Raw genomic sequence first — 16,042 nt, 5'->3', positions numbered from 1 at the left:
GTGCCACGCTGGGCGCATTTCGTCGCCGCACTGATGGTGGCACTCGGAACTTTGCTTTCTTCCTTCTGGATCCTGTCGGCCAATAGCTGGATGCAGACGCCGGCCGGCTACGAGATCATCGACGGTCGTTTCTTCCCGACGGATTGGTTCAAGGTGGTCTTCAATCCTTCCTTTCCCTACCGGTTGGCGCACACCGTCGTCGCCTTCTTCGTCACGACCGGCTTCGTCGTCATGGGCGTCGGCGCCTATCTGATGCGTCGCGGGCGGTCGGCCGAGGAAGGGCGAACGATGCTGTCGATGACGCTGTGGCTGCTTACGGTGCTGGTCCCGCTACAGATATTCATCGGCGACCAGCACGGTCTGAACACGCTCGACCACCAGCCGGCCAAGCTCGCTGCGATCGAAGCGCGCTGGGAAACCGCGCGGCAGGTGCCGCTGACGCTTTTCGCCATTCCGGACGACAAGGGCGAGCGCAACCTCTTTGCCATCGACCTTCCATGGCTCGGCAGCCTCATCCTCACCCACGAGCTCGACGGCGAGGTCAAGGGCCTCAAGGACTTTCCGGTCGATCAGCGTCCGCCCGTCGCGATCCCCTTCTTCGCCTTCCGCATCATGGTCGGCTGCGGCCTCCTGATGCTGGGTATCGTCTTTTTTGGCGGATGGCTTCGCTGGCGCGGCCGACTGGACACTTCGCGGGCTTTTCTCACGATCACTCAGATCGCGGCGCCCATCGGCTTCGTGGCGGTTATCGCCGGATGGATCACCACCGAGGTCGGACGTCAGCCCTGGACGGTCTACGGCCTTCTGCGCACGGCGGACTCAGTGACGCCTTCATTGACGGGCTTTGATGTGATGATCTCGCTGATCGGCTACGCAGCGGTCTATCTCATCATCTATCCTGCAGGCCTCTTTCTCATGCTGCGTATTGTGCGCAAAGGCCCGGCAATTGCTGCCGAGATAGATGTGGAGATCGAGGGAGGACGGCCCGGGGCGCCGGTCCGCGCCGGAGCCGTCGAACTTCGAGAGGGAGAAGTGCGATGAGCCAGGTCCTCGATTTCGTGCCAATCTGGACGCTGATCCTCGGTATGGCGGTGTTCTTCTACGTGCTGCTGGATGGCTTCGATCTTGGCGTCGGCATGCTTTACGGCTTCGCGCCCGACACAGCTTCCCGCAACACGATCATGAACTCGATTGCGCCGATCTGGGACGGCAACGAAACCTGGCTGGTGCTAGGCGGCCTCGGGCTTCTGGCGGCGTTTCCGCTTGCCTTCGCCATCATCATCCCGGCGGTGTATTTTCCGGTCCTGGTCATGCTGCTGGCGCTGGTGTTCCGCGGCGTGGCGTTCGAGTTCCGGTTCCGCGACGCTGAGCACAAGACCTTCTGGGATCATGGTTTCTGCTATGGCTCGGCTGTCGCCACCTTTGCTCAAGGGGTCGTGCTTGGCGCCTTCATCCAGGGTTTTGAGGTCACTGGCAGACAGTTTTCCGGCGGTTCCTTCGATTTTCTGACGCCATTCTCGCTCTTGACCGGCTTCGCCCTGTTGTTCGGCTACGGCCTTCTGGGCGCCGGCTGGCTGATCCTCAAGACCGAGGGGGAGGTGCAGGCGGCGGCGCGCCGCCACGGCCGCATGTGTCTTGTCGGCGTCCTCGTCGGTATTGGCGTGGTCAGCATCTGGACCCCGTTCATGAGCCAGGCCATCGCCGCGCGCTGGTTCGCCTGGCCCAACATTCTGTATTTGGCACCGGTACCTGTAGCGACAGCGGCCGTCGCCTTCTTCACCTGGCGGGTACTGGGCAGTGCAAGTGAGACGAAGCCTTTCGTCGGCGCCATCAGCCTCTTTGTGCTTTCCTATGTCGGGATCGCCATCAGCCTCTTCCCGATGATCGTTCCCTACCATTTCACGCTTTGGGAATCGGCCTCTTCAGAACGCACCCAGGCTTTCCTGCTCGTCGGCACTCTTGTGTTGTTGCCCGTGATCCTGATGTACACCGGCTGGTCGTATTGGGTGTTCCGCGGCAAAGTTCGCGCCGACGTTGGCTACCATTGAATAGGTTTTCGGACGCTGACCGACACAGTTGCTCTCATATTTACATGGTATCTAACTGGCTCGTGCAAGAAGCTGCGTGTTGGGACCAGCCAATGCCAATGAAGTCGGCCTGTTCGGATCATTCGTCGCCACGACGCAGCAAGCGTCTCAGCATCGGCTCTATCCGCGAAAGCTCGTCGAGATGCGCAACCGAAAGGTCGGCCAGGTGGTCGTCGGCACGCACCGTTAACTGCAGCAGAACACGACGGTGGTCGTCCTTGTCCTGATCCCGTGCGACCAGCCCTGCCTCGCCAAGGCGATTGACCAATTCGACGGCGCTGTGGTGCCGGATGCGCAGGCGCTCCGCGAGGTCGCCGACCGTCACCGGTCCACCACCCGGATATCCCTTGATCGCAAGCAGCGCCTGATGCTGGCGTGGGGTCAGCCCGGCATCATGTGCCTGGACCTGGCTGAATTCGAGGAAGCGGCGGATCAGGTAACGAAACTCCGACAGCCGCTGGTAGTCGGCCTGGCTGATGGCGGGGCGTGGTTTTTGCGGATGCGTCATTTTTGACACTTGTTCCTTTCCGATCGTTTTTAGCAAGAACGGCCTTGTCTATTTATATCGTATTACGATACATAGCGAACCAGCAAGCATGGCGTGTCCGCTGACACAGTCATCCGGCACATGCGATGCGTCCGCAGAATGAGAGCAGCAATGAAACCTGATCACGCCAGCCCCGACCATCTCCGAGATTTCACGACCGATGCCAGGGTGCTGCTGGTTGCCGCCATTGCCGTAGTGGTGGCAACAGCCGGGCTGTTTGCGGGCATCGCGCTTTTGAAGCTGATCCGTCTGGCCACCAACATTGCCTATTTTGGCCAGTTCACGCTCGCCGACCTGAAGCTCGAAGACACTCCGCTGGGCTATGCCTCCGTCATCGTTCCTGTGATCGGCGCGCTGATCATCGGCCTAATGGCGCGCTTCGGCAGCGAGAAGATTCGCGGCCACGGCATTCCCGAGGCCATCGAGGCGATCCTGCTCGGGCGCTCCAGGCTCGATGCCAAGGTGGCGATCCTGAAGCCGCTGTCGTCGGCGATCTCGATCGGTTCCGGTGGGCCGTTCGGCGCCGAGGGTCCGATCATCATGACAGGCGGCGCGATCGGCTCGCTGATCGCACAGATGCTGCCGGTCAGCGATAATGAACGCAAGACGCTGCTGGTGGCGGGTGCGGCCGCGGGCATGACGACCGTGTTCGGAACACCGATCGCTGCCATCATGCTGGCGGTCGAACTGCTGCTTTTCGAATGGACGCCGCGCAGCTTCATCCCCGTGGCAGTGGCGGCGATCATTGCCGAAGTCGAGCGCACCATGCTGCATCTGCCCGGACCGATCTTTCCGTTCCAGGGGGGCATGGAGGTGACCTTTGTCGGCCTTGCCGGCTGGGTCGCGATCGGCGTCTGCGCAGGACTGTTGTCGGGGCTGCTGACTCAGATGGTCTATGCCTGCGAGGACGGCTTCCAGAAGCTACCGATTCACTGGATGTGGTGGCCGATGCTGGGCGGTCTGGTTGTCGGCATAGGCGGGTTGATCGAACCGCACGCGCTCGGCGTCGGCTATGACAACATCGCCAACATGCTTGACGGCCGCACTGTCGCCACCGCGGCGCTGATCCTCCTGGTGGTGAAAGCCACCATATGGTCGGTTGCGCTAGGGTCGGGGACATCCGGAGGCGTGCTGGCGCCGCTGCTGATCATGGGTGGGGCGATGGGAGCAGTGCTCGCCGGCGTTCTGCCAGCGGCGGATCCGGGCTTCTGGGCATTGCTGGCCATGGCCGCCACCATGGGCGGCACGATGCGTGCACCGCTGACGGCCACTTTCTTCGCGGTCGAACTGACCGGCAACACGCATGTGCTGGTGCCTCTAATCGCGGCCTGCGCGACGGCGCACGCCGTCACCGTGCTTCTGATGAAGCGTTCGATCCTGACCGAGAAGATCGCCAGGCGAGGGCACCACCTCGTGCGCGAATACCGCGTGGACCCTTTCGCCCTGACCAGGGTGCGCGAGGTGATGACGGCGCAGGTCGAGAGCGTGTCGGCGACGATGACGCTGCATGGCGCGGCGGCGTTCCTGACCGCGCCGGAAACCCGGCATCCGAGCTTCCCGGTCATCGACGAGAACAGGCGGGTGCTCGGCCTTATCGATCCGCCGGCGATCCTGCGCTGGCGCCGCGCCGGCAAGCACAGGACGACCACGCTCGGCGACCTGCTTGCCGGAAGCAAGGTGACGCTTGCCTATCCCGACGAATATCTGGAAGGTCTATCGGACAAGCTGTTGGTGGCCAATGTCTCGCATCTGCCAGTCGTCACCCGCGAGAGCCAGCAACTGGTCGGCTATGTCGGCTGGAAGGATCTGATGCGCGTGCGGTCGAGGAAGCAAGCCGAGGAGCGTGATCGTTCGGCATTGCTGGCCTTCGGCACCCGCCGTAGAAAACAGGATGGCGCTGAACAAGACCGCGTTGGTTGAACACCTAGTAGATGCGAGCTTTCTCCAAACGCGGTCGATCTAGCTCGCCAGCAATTACGCGGCTCTCAATCGCGATCTGGTATTGTAATCCTTGAGGGACTTTCGAATGGCCAAACTGACCGGGAACCTTCCTGCCGACGAAAGCACCTTCGAGGCCGACAAGGAAACCGGCGCGCAAACTGTGATCTCATTCAACCAAAATATGCGCCTCTCGGGCGGCTTCGACGAAAACTTCTCGTGCAACATCGGCGGAAATGCCGCCGTTTATGGCCTGTCGGCAAGCTCTCAACGCGGACCGATGTTTTTGACTTCCTGCATCGCGCCAGTTGCCTCCAAGCAAATCCACCGCTTGTTGAGCATTCAAAAGATTGCGAATGTCTCCGCCAATGCCGGTGGTGACTGACACCGGCTTGGAAAACCACGCTTCGTACATGATGGAACCTCAGATGGATCGTACTGAACAATACGCACGTGTCGACGAACGGTTTCGTTGAACAGCTATCACCGTTGCGTGAGTAGGTATGAACGGGGTCGCCGCGACAATTGCATTGTCTACCGAACGTATCATGCCGATCCTGCCGGGCCCCCTGCCAAAGGGCGATCTCGGCCGTTGCCAATGGTGTCAACGACAGTTGCTGTTTCATTCGGATAAACGCCAGGTCAAGCGTTTCGTTCGATTCGCCACGCGGACGTGACACCGATCACGCCCAGCCCACGTCGTTAGCCTGCTAAGCAACCGACGGCCCGGGATCGTCGAATCGGCTTGAATTCTTTGCGAACATCGTCTTGGCTGCCGGTTGAAGGATATTGCTGAACTACGCTTGCCCTTTCAGATCTTCGACAAGCAGCAGGATGCCGTTCCATCCGCCGGGCACTGGACGGCGACCGTCCGGCATCGGCTGCGCTCCGGAACTTGGGTTGTAGTGGATTGGCGCCGGCCTACAAATGGCGATCTCGGGCGACCATGGTGCCTTTCCGGCACATGCACACATCAATCTGCTCGGCTGGGTCACATCTGCAATCTTTGGCGGCTACTACGCGCTTAACCCGGCAAAGGCGGCGCGGAGAATCGCGATGGTCCACTACGGCGTGTATAACGTCGGGCTGGTAATCATGCTGCCAGCGCTTTATCTGATGCTGCAAGGCAATACGGCACTTGAGCCGATCGTCGCTGGCGGCTCGCTGATCGTCGCAGCCGCTGTGCTGCTTTTCGCACTCGTGGTTTTCTCGAGCGGGAGCGTGCGCTCGGTGTCTGAGTTATCGCCCGCGACACGCTGACTTGACCGCGGAAGTCATTGCGCCGGTGCGTCAGCAAAAGCCGCGCCCGGCAGTAGCTTTCCGACTGGATGTAAGCCTGGCCAGCCAGTGCGCATCACGTGGGCGATGCCAGCGCATCGGCCTTGTCGGTCTTGTTGTGCTGCGCCGACATCGAGACACTCACATGTTGAGTCTCCAGGCAGATGGCCGGTCCTATCGGTAACCGACCCCCGATATGTAATCGCGGAGAAGTTTATCTTCGTTCTCAGATTCGCCTAATAATGCTTGCAGTGCATCTCGTGTGTAAATGATGCCGATTGGCTTTTGTGCGTCGTTGAGGACCGGAATACGCTGAAGACCCCGTTCATTCATCACCGTCCACACGTCAAGAAGCCCCTCATTCTCTCGGCAATAGGTAACATCGCGCGTCATGATGCTATCTATCCTGGCCGTACAACCGAATCCGAGACACTGACTGATCTGGCCAACAATGTCGGTCTTCGTAACGACACCGACCATGTTCCCTCGCTCACACACCACAACGAGGTCGGTGTGCGGCTTGGACATCATTTTTGCCGCTTCTTTAATCTGAGCCTTTGCTTCGATTACCGCGAGCCGCTCGAACGCGCGTGGCAACATCTTCTCGACCAACATCGTTCCTATTCCTGTGAAATCGCTTTGGCGTGAAAATCCGTGGGCGCTCAGGATCTTCCGTAGGGTAACAGCGCCCCGTTCTTATCGGCGATCAAATCGGCATGCGATAGCCGTAGAACTCATGATCCTCATTGTAACCGCCCTGACCCGCGCCGAGGTCGGCGAAATCGCGCACGAACTCGATCGCCGCGACCCACTTGACCATCTTGAAACCAAGCTCGTTTTCGCAACGCAGCCGCAAGGGCGCGCCGTGCAAAACGCTGAGTGGCGCGCCATTCATCTCATAGGCAAGGATCGTCAGGTCATGGCTCATGTTTTCGATCTTGTGGACGTCGTAGTAGCGACCACCATCGGCGCCATCGGCCAGCGAGTAGAACACGGCGTAGAGGGCCGCTGGTGTCGGCTTCACCAGGTCCAGAATATCGCGCATGGGCATGCCGCTCCATTCGGCAACGCCGGACCAACCCTGGATGCAGAAATGCGTAGTGATCTGTTCCTGCTTTGGCATTGCCCTTAAATCGGCCAGGGAGAAGTCTTGGGGTGCTTCGACGAGGCCGCCGACGTGGAGTCGGTAGCTGGCGAAATTCTCGGCCACGAGATCGTCGAATTCCTTGGAATTCGGCATCGTCCCGTTCGGCCAAAAATAGGGCGAGATATCCTTCTTCGTCAGTTGCGAGCGCGGATCCCAGCCTTCGGCCAGCCCCATCAGCCAGCCGATCATGAACGCGCCGGTGCGCTGCACCAATCGGGCGTGGCTGATGGTGAAGGGTGAGACGACTAGCCATGCTGCGAGGAGGATGGCCATCGCGACGAGGAACAGTGGGAAACCCGTCCATGAAGCGTCGTCGATGCCGGCGAACATATGGTTGGTATTCTGCCGGATGCCGGTGACGAAGACCATCGCGCCATGCGCCACGATGAAGCCGACGAACCAGGCGAACGAGATGAAATGAACCGATCGCATGGCCTGCCGGTTGAATAATCGGCCAAACCATCCTGCCGCATTGGAAATCGCGGGGCTCTGCATCAGCCCTGTGGCGATCGAGACAGGCGCAGCGATGAACACGGTGACGAAGTAGCTGAGTTGCTGGAGGCCGTTGTAGCGGGTCCAGCCCTCATCGACCGGGAAGTTCAGCGAGGCATACTGGATCGCCGTCGAGAGCGCGGCCGGGAAAACGTCCCACGTCATGGGCACCAGCCTGCGCCACTGATCGGTTGAAAAGAGTAGAACGTAGAAGGCTACTCCGTTGATCAGCCATAAGAGATTGACCGAGAAATGCCACCAGCGCGATAGGCCGAGCGTGTGCCGGAGCCCCGGAATGCCAAGCCATGTCGGCAGCGTGACGGAATCATCCTTCGCCGTCCAGACGCGGTCCTTCGGCACCGGCACCTGGAAACGAAACCAATCGGTTCCCGGCGTGCAGTCTCGCCCCCAATACAGTCGTGGATGGTCGGCCAGGATTTGCAGGCCGGACCGCATGATGAACAACATGAAGAACATGTTCAGGAAATGCTGTAGCTGCAGCCACCAAGGGAAACCGGAGTCCACCAATGGTGTCGATTGAGCGATGCCGGGGTGGTTCTGGATGAAGGCCTTAACCTCGGGAAGCTCGCGAAGGCTTTGCGCGAGCGCGATCAGACATAGCAGCACCGCCGCTCCGATGGGAAGCGCCCATAGTGTATTGATCCACTTTCGCCCGATCCGTATGCGTGGAAAAATTCCTTGCTGTGGGGGCATCCAGTGATCGAGTCGGATGCGATCATCTGCATCGCTGAGCTTTGCGTGGAGCAGTTCGGGTGAGGGCGGCTGGGAAGTCATGGGTATCGGCGATCTTTCTGGCATCAATCGCGCCCTGGCGGGAGCGTCAATCGTGAAGTTTGGTGAGCGCCGAACCCCTGTGATAAGCGATGTGTTCGGTCTTGCCGCTTTTGATTTCGTATTGCGGCGCTTCCTCACTCGCATGGTGTGTGTAGCCATGGACCTGGAAATCGAGTGTGTGGACACGGACGATCGTACCGCTGACGCGCCCGGCTTCCGAGTTCCAGCTCACGTGATCGCCGACTTTGAATCTATCCGCCATGAAGCTCGACCAGGGTAATAGGGATTCTCACGGAACCATGACGCCGTTTCGCACCGGGATGGCGCGGTCGAATGGCGATGATCCTTCACTCAACCGTCGCGCTCGAATTCGGTTCCAGTGAATCGCTTCCCGTTGGAAGGCCTTTTTGATCTGTAGGATAAACCAGCTACGATCCGCACCGAGATGGCCCGTTCGCCATGCGCCCCCAGATTGGAATCGAAACGAGTACCTTCTTCACCATAGGCCATTCCACGCGCACGATCGTCGAGTTCGCCGAACTGCTTCTGCAGTCTCGTGTCGATTTCGTCGTCGATGTGCGTTCGATGCCGCGTTCGCGCACCAATCCGCAGTTCAACGGCGAAAGCCTTCCGGGAGCGTTGGCGCCGTGGCAGATCGGCTATGAGCATATCGCTGCGCTTGGCGGCTTGCGGGGCAGGGCGCTGGGGGCGGAACCTTCTCCCAATAGCTATTGGCGCGTACGTGGTTTTCGCAACTACGCAGACTATGCGCTGACCGAGCCGTTCGCCAAAGGCTTGGCGCAACTGCGAGAGCTCGGCAGCCGGCATCGCTGCGCAATCATGTGCGCGGAAGCCGTCTGGTGGCGCTGCCACCGCCGCATCATTGCCGATTACCTGCTCGCAGAAGGCGAACGCGTCATGCATATCCTTGGGGCCGGTCATGTCGAGGAGGCCAGCGTGACGCCCGGCGCTGTCATGCGCGAGGATGGAACGATTGTTTATCCCGGGGAGCATCTCCTCGGGAAATAGGTATCGATCACCGCCAGCGGCAAGCCGATTCAGTTTCCTTTGGTTGCCCCGAGCGCGTGGTCGACGATCGTCTGCGCCTCGGTCAGGATGTCGCGCAAGTGGTCCTGTCCGCGAAAACTCTCCCCGTAGATCTTGTAGATCTCCTCGGTGCCTGAAGGGCGCGCGGCAAACCAGCCGTTTTCCGTGGACACCTTGACGCCGCCGATTTCGGCATTGTTGCCCGGTGCCCGGCTAAGCACCGACCGGATCGGTTCGCCAGCCAAGGTCTTCGACGTGATCTCATGCGGTGAAAGCTTCGACAGTTTCTCCTTTTGTGCTGGGGTTGCGGTTGCCTGGAGCCGGTCGGCGACCGGTTCGCCCAACGCCTTCGTCAGGTCGCGATAAACCTCGCCGGGATCGCGACCCATCCTTGCCGTGATCTCGGCCGACAGCAGCGCCGGGACAATGCCGTCCTTGTCGGTCGTCCAGACGGCGCCGTTGCGGCGCATGAACGTCGCTCCAGCGCTTTCCTCGCCGCAAAAACCCAGCGAGCCGTCCTGAAGGCCCTCGGCGAACCATTTGAAACCGACCGGCACTTCATACAGCCTGCGCTTCAGCCTGGCGCTGACGCGATCGATCATCTGGCTGCTCACCACCGTTTTTCCAACGGCGGCGTCCTTGTGCCATTCAGGGCGATGCTGGAACAGGTAATCAATCGCCGCCGACAAGTAATGATTGGCCGGCAGCAGCCCGGCACTGCGCGTGACGATGCCGTGCCGGTCGTGATCGGTATCGCATGCGAAAGCGATGTCGAATTGGCCCTTCAGGCTGATAAGGCCTTGCATGGCGTAAGATGAAGACGGGTCCATGCGGATCTGGCCATCCCAATCGACCGTCATGAAATGGAAAGTGGGATCGACCTGCCGATTGACGATGGTCAAGTCGAGCTTGTAGTGGTCGGCAATGGCGGGCCAGTAGTGGACTCCCGCGCCGCCGAGCGGGTCGACGCCCATGCGGATACGCGCTCCGCGAATGGCATCCATGTCGACGACATTGCCAAGATCGTTCACGTAAGCGTTCAGGAAGTCGAGTGCGTGGGTTGTCGGCGCACGGAGGGCTTTCTCGAACGGCATCCGCCGCACGCCTTTCAGGCCGTTGCCAAGCAGATCATTGGCCTGTTTTTCGATCCAGCCAGTGACATCGGTATCCGCCGGCCCGCCGTTGGGCGGGTTGTACTTGAAGCCTCCGTCGTCGGGTGGGTTGTGCGAGGGCGTGATGACGATGCCATCGGCGAGCCCGGTCTTGCGGCCGTTGTTGTAGTTGAGGATTGCGTGGGAGATGGCTGGGGTGGGCGTATACTCGCCACCGGCTGCCATCATCACCTCCGCTCCGTTCGCGGCCAGCACCTCAAGGGCGCTCGCAAAGGCTGGCTCCGATAGCGCATGGGTATCGATGCCGACGAATATGGGACCGTCGATACCCTGTCGCTTGCGGTAGAGGCAAATGGCTTGGCTGATTGCCAGCACATGCGCCTCGTTGAACGTGTTCTCAAACGCCGTGCCGCGATGCCCGGACGTCCCGAACGCCACCCGCTGCAAGGGATTGGCAGGGTCCGGTGCCTGGCTGTAATAGGCGGTGACGAGCTTGGCGACATTGACCAGCAGGTCGGGCGGGGCCGGCTTTCCGGCCAATGGACTGATTTTCATGGCCATGCTGGTTGCCTCATTCGGTTCGGGCAATCCCGACTTGTTTGGTTGACCGGCGGCCTGCAATTTGCGCCTTGGCAGCCGCAACGACGTGTGCCGGTTCGAATCCGAAGTGTTCTGCGACGACTTTCGATGGAGCGGACAGGCCGAAACTATGCAGAGCGAGGATGGCGCCGTCGAAGCCGGTATAGCGTTCCCATCCGAAACCGGATGCTTCCTCCACTGCCACGCGGGCCGTTATCGTTGGCGGCAGGACGGTGTCGCGATACTCCTTTGGTTGGCTTTCGAACAATTCCCATGACGGCATGCTGACGACACGTGCCTTGATGCCCTCGGCCTTCAGCTGTTCATAGGCCGTCACGCAGAGCGCGACTTCGCTGCCGGTCGCCAGCAGCAGGACGTCGGGTCTGCCGTCGGGAGCATCGGCCAGCACATAAGCGCCCTGCGCCACGCCGCCTGCGTTTGCATAGGTCGAGCGATCGAGCGTCGGCACCGCCTGTCGCGTCAGCACGAGGCAGGCAGGCCTGTCCTTGAGATGCATGATGACCTTCCATGCCTCTATGACTTCATTCGCATCTGCCGGGCGCAGCACGACCATGCCGGGCATGGCGCGGAACGAGGCAAGCTGCTCGATGGGCTGGTGGGTTGGCCCGTCCTCGCCGAGACTTATGGAATCATGGGTCCAAATGGAGATGAGCGGGAGTTCCATCATCGAACTCAGCCTCAGCGCCGCGCGGCAATAGTCGGTGAAGATCAGGAAGCTGGAAACGAACGGCCGCAGCTTGGACAGGCTCACGCCGTTGCCGATGGCGCACATGGCATGTTCGCGCAGGCCAAAGTGGAAATTTCGCCCGCGGTAGCTGGCGGCCTGTTCACCCTCAGGGGCCTGAAAGTCGCCGGCGAAGTCGAATTCGAGGTTCGTTTTGGTTGACGGCGCCAGGTCCGCCGCGCCCCCTAGCAGCCATGGCATGTGTTCCGCAATGGCGTTCAACACCTGGCCGGACGCGTCGCGCGTCGCGAGTCCCTTGGTATCGGCTCCAAAACTTGGTAGCGCGGCGTCCCATCCAGGGGGAACTTCGCGTCGCTGCATCTGATCGATTTGTTCGGCCAGGTCCGGATATTGAGCCCTGTAAGCGGCAAACAACTTGCGCCATACAGCATGAGCGGCTTTTCCGCGTTTGCCTATATGTGCGCGGAAATGCGCCACGACCCCTTCCGGAACCTTGAAATCGGCGTCCGGATCCCAGCCGTAGAATTCCTTCGTCAGCCGAACTTCTTCGGCGCCCAGTGGCTCTCCGTGAGCTTTGTTTGTGTCGTGCTTATGCGGCGCGCCATAACCGATATGGCTTTGAACGATGATCAGCGTGGGGCGGTCATGCGTATCGATGAACGTCTGATAAGCCTTGCCCAGCAACACCAGATCGTTTGCATCGCTTACCCGCTCGACGTGCCATCCGTATGCGGCGAAGCGGGTTGCCACATCTTCGGTGAATGTAAGGCCGGTCGGACCCTCGATGGTGATGTGATTGTCGTCGTAAATCCAACAGAGGTTCGACAATCTGAGGTGTCCCGCCAGCGATGCCGCCTCGTTGCTGAGCCCTTCCATCATGTCGCCGTCGCTGCACAGCGCATAGACGTTGTGCGAGAACAGATCATAATCGGGTCGATTGTAGGTGGCCGCCAGCCACCGTTGCGCAATTGCCATGCCGACGCTTGTCGCCGCACCTTGTCCGAGTGGCCCCGTGGTGGTTTCCACGCCCGACGTCCAGCCATATTCGGGATGTCCCGTGCAATGGCTGCCTGCCTGGCGAAAACTCTTGAGATCGTCCAACGTCACGGCAAGTCGATCGCCCGATGGATAGCCCGCGCCTTTTGCCTTGACACCGCACAGGTGAAGCAGGCTGTAGAGCAGGGCGCAGGCGTGGCCGGCCGACAGCACGAAACGGTCGCGGTTCGGCCAGTCGGGATCGGCAGGGTCGTAGCGCAGGAAGCGCTGCCACAGGCAATAGGCCATCGGCGCGGCGTCCAGCGGCGTTCCGGGGTGGCCGGATTTTGCTTTCTGAACCGCATCGATTGAAAGCATTCGCAGCGTGTTGATGCTGAGCTGGTCGAGTGGCACCTGTTTCATGGGGCTCCTTTGATCGGATGTAGGCAACCCGATCGTCCAAGTGCTGGCTGGGTTGCGAGGCAGTATGTTGGTCAGGTCGGCGCCATAGGCGCGGCCGGGCTCACTGCCCTTTACCTCTTTCGTTTCCTGAACCGGCGATAGCGCTCGATCAAAGCGTTGGTCGAGCTGTCATGTTGGAGGTGCGGAGTTTCGGAGGCTTCCAGCTCCGGGATCGTTTTCTCGGCCAGGGCCTTGCCCAGCTCAACGCCCCATTGGTCAAAAGAGTCGATGTTCCAGATGACGCCTTGCGTGAAGACGCTGTGCTCGTAGAGCGCGACCAGGCTGCCCAGCGTCCTTGGGGTCAGGCGCTCGGCAAGCAAGGTATTGGTGGGTCGGTTGCCTTCGAAGGTGCGGTGCGGAACCAGCCAGTCCGGCGTCCCTTCGGCCCTGACCTCCTCTTCCGTCTTGCCGAAGGCCAGAGCCTCGGTCTGCGCGAACAGATTTGCCATCAGGAGATCGTGGTGGCGTCCAAGCGGGTTCAATGCCCGACAAAACCCAATGAAGTCGCATGGAACCAGTTTGGTGCCCTGGTGAATGAGTTGGTAGAAGGAATGCTGCCCGTTGGTGCCAGGTTCGCCCCAATAGATCGGCCCTGTCTGGTAATCGACTTTCGTGCCGTCAAGCGTGACGTGCTTGCCATTGCTTTCCATTGTCAGTTGCTGGAGATAGGCGGGAAAACGCTTCAGATATTGCTCGTAGGGCAGAACCGCGACCGTCTGCGACTCGAAGAAATTGGTGTACCAAACCACGAGCAGGCCCATTAGGACCGGCAAGTTCTGACCGAACGGCGCGGTGCGGAAGTGCTGGTCCATGTCGTGGAAGCCCGACAGCATCGCCTGGAAATTTTCCGCCCCGATGGCGATCATGGTGGACAGGCCAATCGCTGAATCCATCGAATAGCGGCCGCCGTCCCAATCCCACATGCCAAACATCTGGTCGGTGTCGATGCCGAATTCCGCGACCCCTTCGGTATTGGTCGAGACGGCGACGAAATGCCGGGCCACCGCCTGCTCGTCGCCTAGCTTGCGCAGTACCCATTCACGTGCCGTATGGGCGTTGGTCAACGTTTCCAACGTCCTGAACGTCTTCGAGCAGATGATGAACAGCGTTTCGTCAGGGTTCAGATCCCGCGTCGCTTCCGCGAAGTCGGTGCCGTCGATGTTCGAGACGAAGCGGAAAATCATGTTGCGTCGGCTGTACTGACGCAGCGCTTCATAGGCCATGACCGGCCCGAGGTCCGAGCCGCCGATGCCGATATTGATGACGTTGCGGATCGGCAGGCCTGTATGGCCGCGCCATGCGCCGCTGTGAATCCTGTCCGTGAAATCGGCCATCTTGCCGAGCACCGCGTGGACTTCCGGCACGACGTCGGTACCGTCTACTAAAATTCGCTCGCCGATAGGGGCGCGCAGGGCCGTGTGAAGTACCGCGCGCCGCTCCGTCACATTGATCTTCTGACCGTTGAACATCGCTTCGAGGCGCTCACGCAACCCGCAGGCCTCGGCAAGTTCAATGAGTAGCTGGACCGTCTCGGCCGTGATGCGGTTTTTCGAATAGTCGAGATAGAGTCCGCAGGCGTCGATGGCGAAACGCTTGCCACGCTGGGGATCGTCGGCGAAGAGCTGTCGCAGATGCAAAGGGCGCACTTCCTGGCAATGCGCCAGCAACGCCTGCCATGCTGGAAGTTCCGCGAGTGGCAACGTCCTGACCGCGAGAGGCGCGCTCATCATCCGGTGGCCGAACCGTGGCGATGTAACTGCTCGCTCTTCGAGGCAATCACCGCCATCAGATCAGCCCATGATTTGGTGAAGGATTGCGCGCCTTCCAACTGGAGCTGCGCGGCAAGCGCCTGAATGTCGACGCCGGCTTTTGCGAAATCGCCAAGCACGGTTTCGCTGTCGCCGCCATCCTCCCGCATGATGCCGCGCAACACACCCTTTTTCGAAAATGCAAGGAGCGTCTTCTCCGGAATGGTGTTGATGGTAGCCGGCGCGGCGAGCGCCTCGATGTAATAGGATTGCGGAAGGTGCGGATCCTTGGTGCCGGTGCTCGCCCATAGCAAACGCTGGGACAGTGCGCCGGCATCGGCCAGCTTGCGCCATCCGGTAGAGGCAAGCCGCTCCCGGTAGGCTTTATAGACTTGCCCGGATATGGCGATACCGAGACGGTTCCGCAGCGTGGGGCTAACCTTATCCATGACCGCCTTGTCCCAGCGGCTGACGAAGATCGAGGCGACAGAGGCGATCTTCGGGTCGAGCCCGGCATCGATCCGGCGCTGAATGCCTCGGCAATACGCGTCGGCCGCCGCCACATACTGCTCGCACGAAAACAGCAGGGTGACATTCACCGGCACGCCGGCGAAGATCGACTCCTCTATGGCCTCGACGCCAGCCGGCGTGCCCGGAATCTTGATAAACAGGTTGGAACAACGCGCCTGCGCGTGCAATCGCCTGGCAGCCTCCACAGTGGCGCCGGCATCGTTAGCCAGCAAGGGCGAAACTTCCAGCGAAACCCAGCCATCGACACCGCCCGTCGCTTCATGGACCGGCCCGAAGAGTGCCGCAGCTTGCGTCAGGTCTTCGAGCGCCAATTCGAAGAATAGCTGCTCGCCCGCTTTCCCTTCTCTGGCTTTTCGATGAAGGGCCTCGTCGTAAGCTGTGCTGTTTCTGATAGCCTCATCGAAAATCGTGGGGTTCGACGTCAATCCCGTCACCGAAAAGTCGGCGCAATAGCGCTGAAGGGTGCCGCTGCTCAGCAGATCGCGCGTGATGTTGTCCAGCCAGAGGCTTTGGCCGAGTTCATGCAATCGGGTTGTTGCGTTCATGGCGACCTCGGTGGTGGGCGAGAAAGTGATTCACCCTCGCCCATTCTCATATG

Annotated in this window: 14 protein-coding genes and 1 pseudogene; 5 read left to right on the top strand and 10 right to left on the bottom strand. The window is 60.5% G+C overall.

Annotated features, from left to right (window positions below):
• Both AC1D08_RS28995 and cydB read left to right on the top strand, forming a co-directional pair.
• Nucleotides 1–1,041: cytochrome ubiquinol oxidase subunit I (locus AC1D08_RS28995; protein WP_477424678.1), on the top strand; the 1,041-nt coding region annotated here is incomplete at its 5' end.
• Nucleotides 1,038–2,048, top strand: a complete 1,011-nt coding sequence (cydB, locus tag AC1D08_RS28990) for a cytochrome d ubiquinol oxidase subunit II (RefSeq protein WP_477424676.1) — start codon at nucleotides 1,038–1,040, stop codon at nucleotides 2,046–2,048. The genes AC1D08_RS28995 and cydB, both read left to right, overlap by 4 nt.
• A gap of 118 nt (nucleotides 2,049–2,166) precedes the next feature.
• Here cydB and AC1D08_RS28985 read toward each other — a convergent pair whose 3' ends face one another.
• Entirely contained in the window at nucleotides 2,167–2,595 is a 429-nt protein-coding gene (locus AC1D08_RS28985; RefSeq protein ID WP_245469079.1) for a MarR family winged helix-turn-helix transcriptional regulator, read from the bottom strand.
• Nucleotides 2,596–2,745: 150 nt separating this feature from the next.
• Between AC1D08_RS28985 and AC1D08_RS28980 the strand changes: the two genes are divergently transcribed.
• Nucleotides 2,746–4,554 carry a chloride channel protein gene (locus tag AC1D08_RS28980; RefSeq protein ID WP_322414365.1) on the top strand — a complete coding sequence of 603 codons (1,809 nt, stop codon included), beginning with the start codon at nucleotides 2,746–2,748 and terminating at the stop codon, nucleotides 4,552–4,554.
• A 187-nt stretch (nucleotides 4,555–4,741) separates the two neighbouring features.
• Here the strand turns inward: AC1D08_RS28980 and AC1D08_RS28975 are convergent, their stop codons facing one another.
• A complete protein-coding gene (locus AC1D08_RS28975; protein ID WP_322414364.1) occupies nucleotides 4,742–4,987 on the bottom strand; it encodes a DUF982 domain-containing protein in 246 nt (81 codons plus the stop codon).
• A 494-nt stretch (nucleotides 4,988–5,481) separates the two neighbouring features.
• On the opposite strand from AC1D08_RS28975, the gene AC1D08_RS28970 reads away from it, so the two are divergent.
• A complete protein-coding gene (locus tag AC1D08_RS28970) occupies nucleotides 5,482–5,832 on the top strand; it encodes a hypothetical protein (RefSeq protein ID WP_477424688.1) in 351 nt (116 codons plus the stop codon).
• Nucleotides 5,833–5,854: 22 nt separating this feature from the next.
• On the opposite strand, the pseudogene AC1D08_RS28965 reads toward AC1D08_RS28970, so the two are convergent.
• From AC1D08_RS28965 to AC1D08_RS28950, 4 genes and pseudogenes are all read right to left on the bottom strand, one after another.
• A pseudogene (locus AC1D08_RS28965) lies at nucleotides 5,855–6,061 on the bottom strand (IS110 family transposase); the annotation flags it as partial.
• On the bottom strand, nucleotides 6,025–6,465 hold the full coding sequence (locus AC1D08_RS28960; RefSeq protein ID WP_322414363.1) for a CBS domain-containing protein: 441 nt from the start codon (nucleotides 6,463–6,465) through the stop codon (nucleotides 6,025–6,027). The pseudogene AC1D08_RS28965 and the gene AC1D08_RS28960, both read right to left, overlap by 37 nt.
• 91 nt (nucleotides 6,466–6,556) lie before the next feature.
• Entirely contained in the window at nucleotides 6,557–8,284 is a 1,728-nt protein-coding gene (locus tag AC1D08_RS28955) for a molybdopterin-dependent oxidoreductase (protein ID WP_477424686.1), read from the bottom strand.
• Nucleotides 8,285–8,330: 46 nt separating this feature from the next.
• The gene (locus tag AC1D08_RS28950; RefSeq protein ID WP_477424674.1) at nucleotides 8,331–8,546 is read right to left on the bottom strand and encodes a hypervirulence associated TUDOR domain-containing protein; all 216 of its coding nucleotides are present in this window, start codon (nucleotides 8,544–8,546) and stop codon (nucleotides 8,331–8,333) included.
• Nucleotides 8,547–8,743: 197 nt separating this feature from the next.
• Between AC1D08_RS28950 and AC1D08_RS28945 the strand changes: the two genes are divergently transcribed.
• Nucleotides 8,744–9,313, top strand: coding sequence for a DUF488 domain-containing protein (locus tag AC1D08_RS28945; RefSeq protein WP_477424672.1), 570 nt, complete (start codon nucleotides 8,744–8,746; stop codon nucleotides 9,311–9,313).
• A gap of 29 nt (nucleotides 9,314–9,342) precedes the next feature.
• On the opposite strand, the gene pgm is transcribed toward AC1D08_RS28945, so the two are convergent.
• From pgm to tal, 4 genes are all read right to left on the bottom strand, one after another.
• Nucleotides 9,343–11,004: a phosphoglucomutase (alpha-D-glucose-1,6-bisphosphate-dependent) gene (gene pgm / locus AC1D08_RS28940; RefSeq protein ID WP_477424670.1), complete on the bottom strand. Its 1,662-nt coding sequence runs from the start codon at nucleotides 11,002–11,004 to the stop codon at nucleotides 9,343–9,345.
• Nucleotides 11,005–11,014: 10 nt separating this feature from the next.
• Nucleotides 11,015–13,126 (bottom strand): transketolase, encoded by a 2,112-nt coding sequence (tkt, locus tag AC1D08_RS28935; protein WP_477424668.1) that lies wholly within the window; start codon nucleotides 13,124–13,126, stop codon nucleotides 11,015–11,017.
• A gap of 110 nt (nucleotides 13,127–13,236) precedes the next feature.
• Nucleotides 13,237–14,892, bottom strand: a complete 1,656-nt coding sequence (gene pgi / locus AC1D08_RS28930; RefSeq protein WP_477424666.1) for a glucose-6-phosphate isomerase — start codon at nucleotides 14,890–14,892, stop codon at nucleotides 13,237–13,239.
• Complete coding sequence (gene tal / locus AC1D08_RS28925) at nucleotides 14,892–15,989, bottom strand: transaldolase (RefSeq protein ID WP_477424664.1); 1,098 nt, start codon at nucleotides 15,987–15,989, stop codon at nucleotides 14,892–14,894. The genes pgi and tal overlap by 1 nt, the downstream gene beginning before the upstream one ends.
• Between the last annotated feature and the right edge of the window lie 53 nt (nucleotides 15,990–16,042).

This window comes from Mesorhizobium sp. P2_E6 (assembly GCF_056403835.1).
The sequence above is the reverse complement of the archived record's forward strand: the minus strand, read 5'-3'. Positions and strand labels throughout refer to the sequence as shown.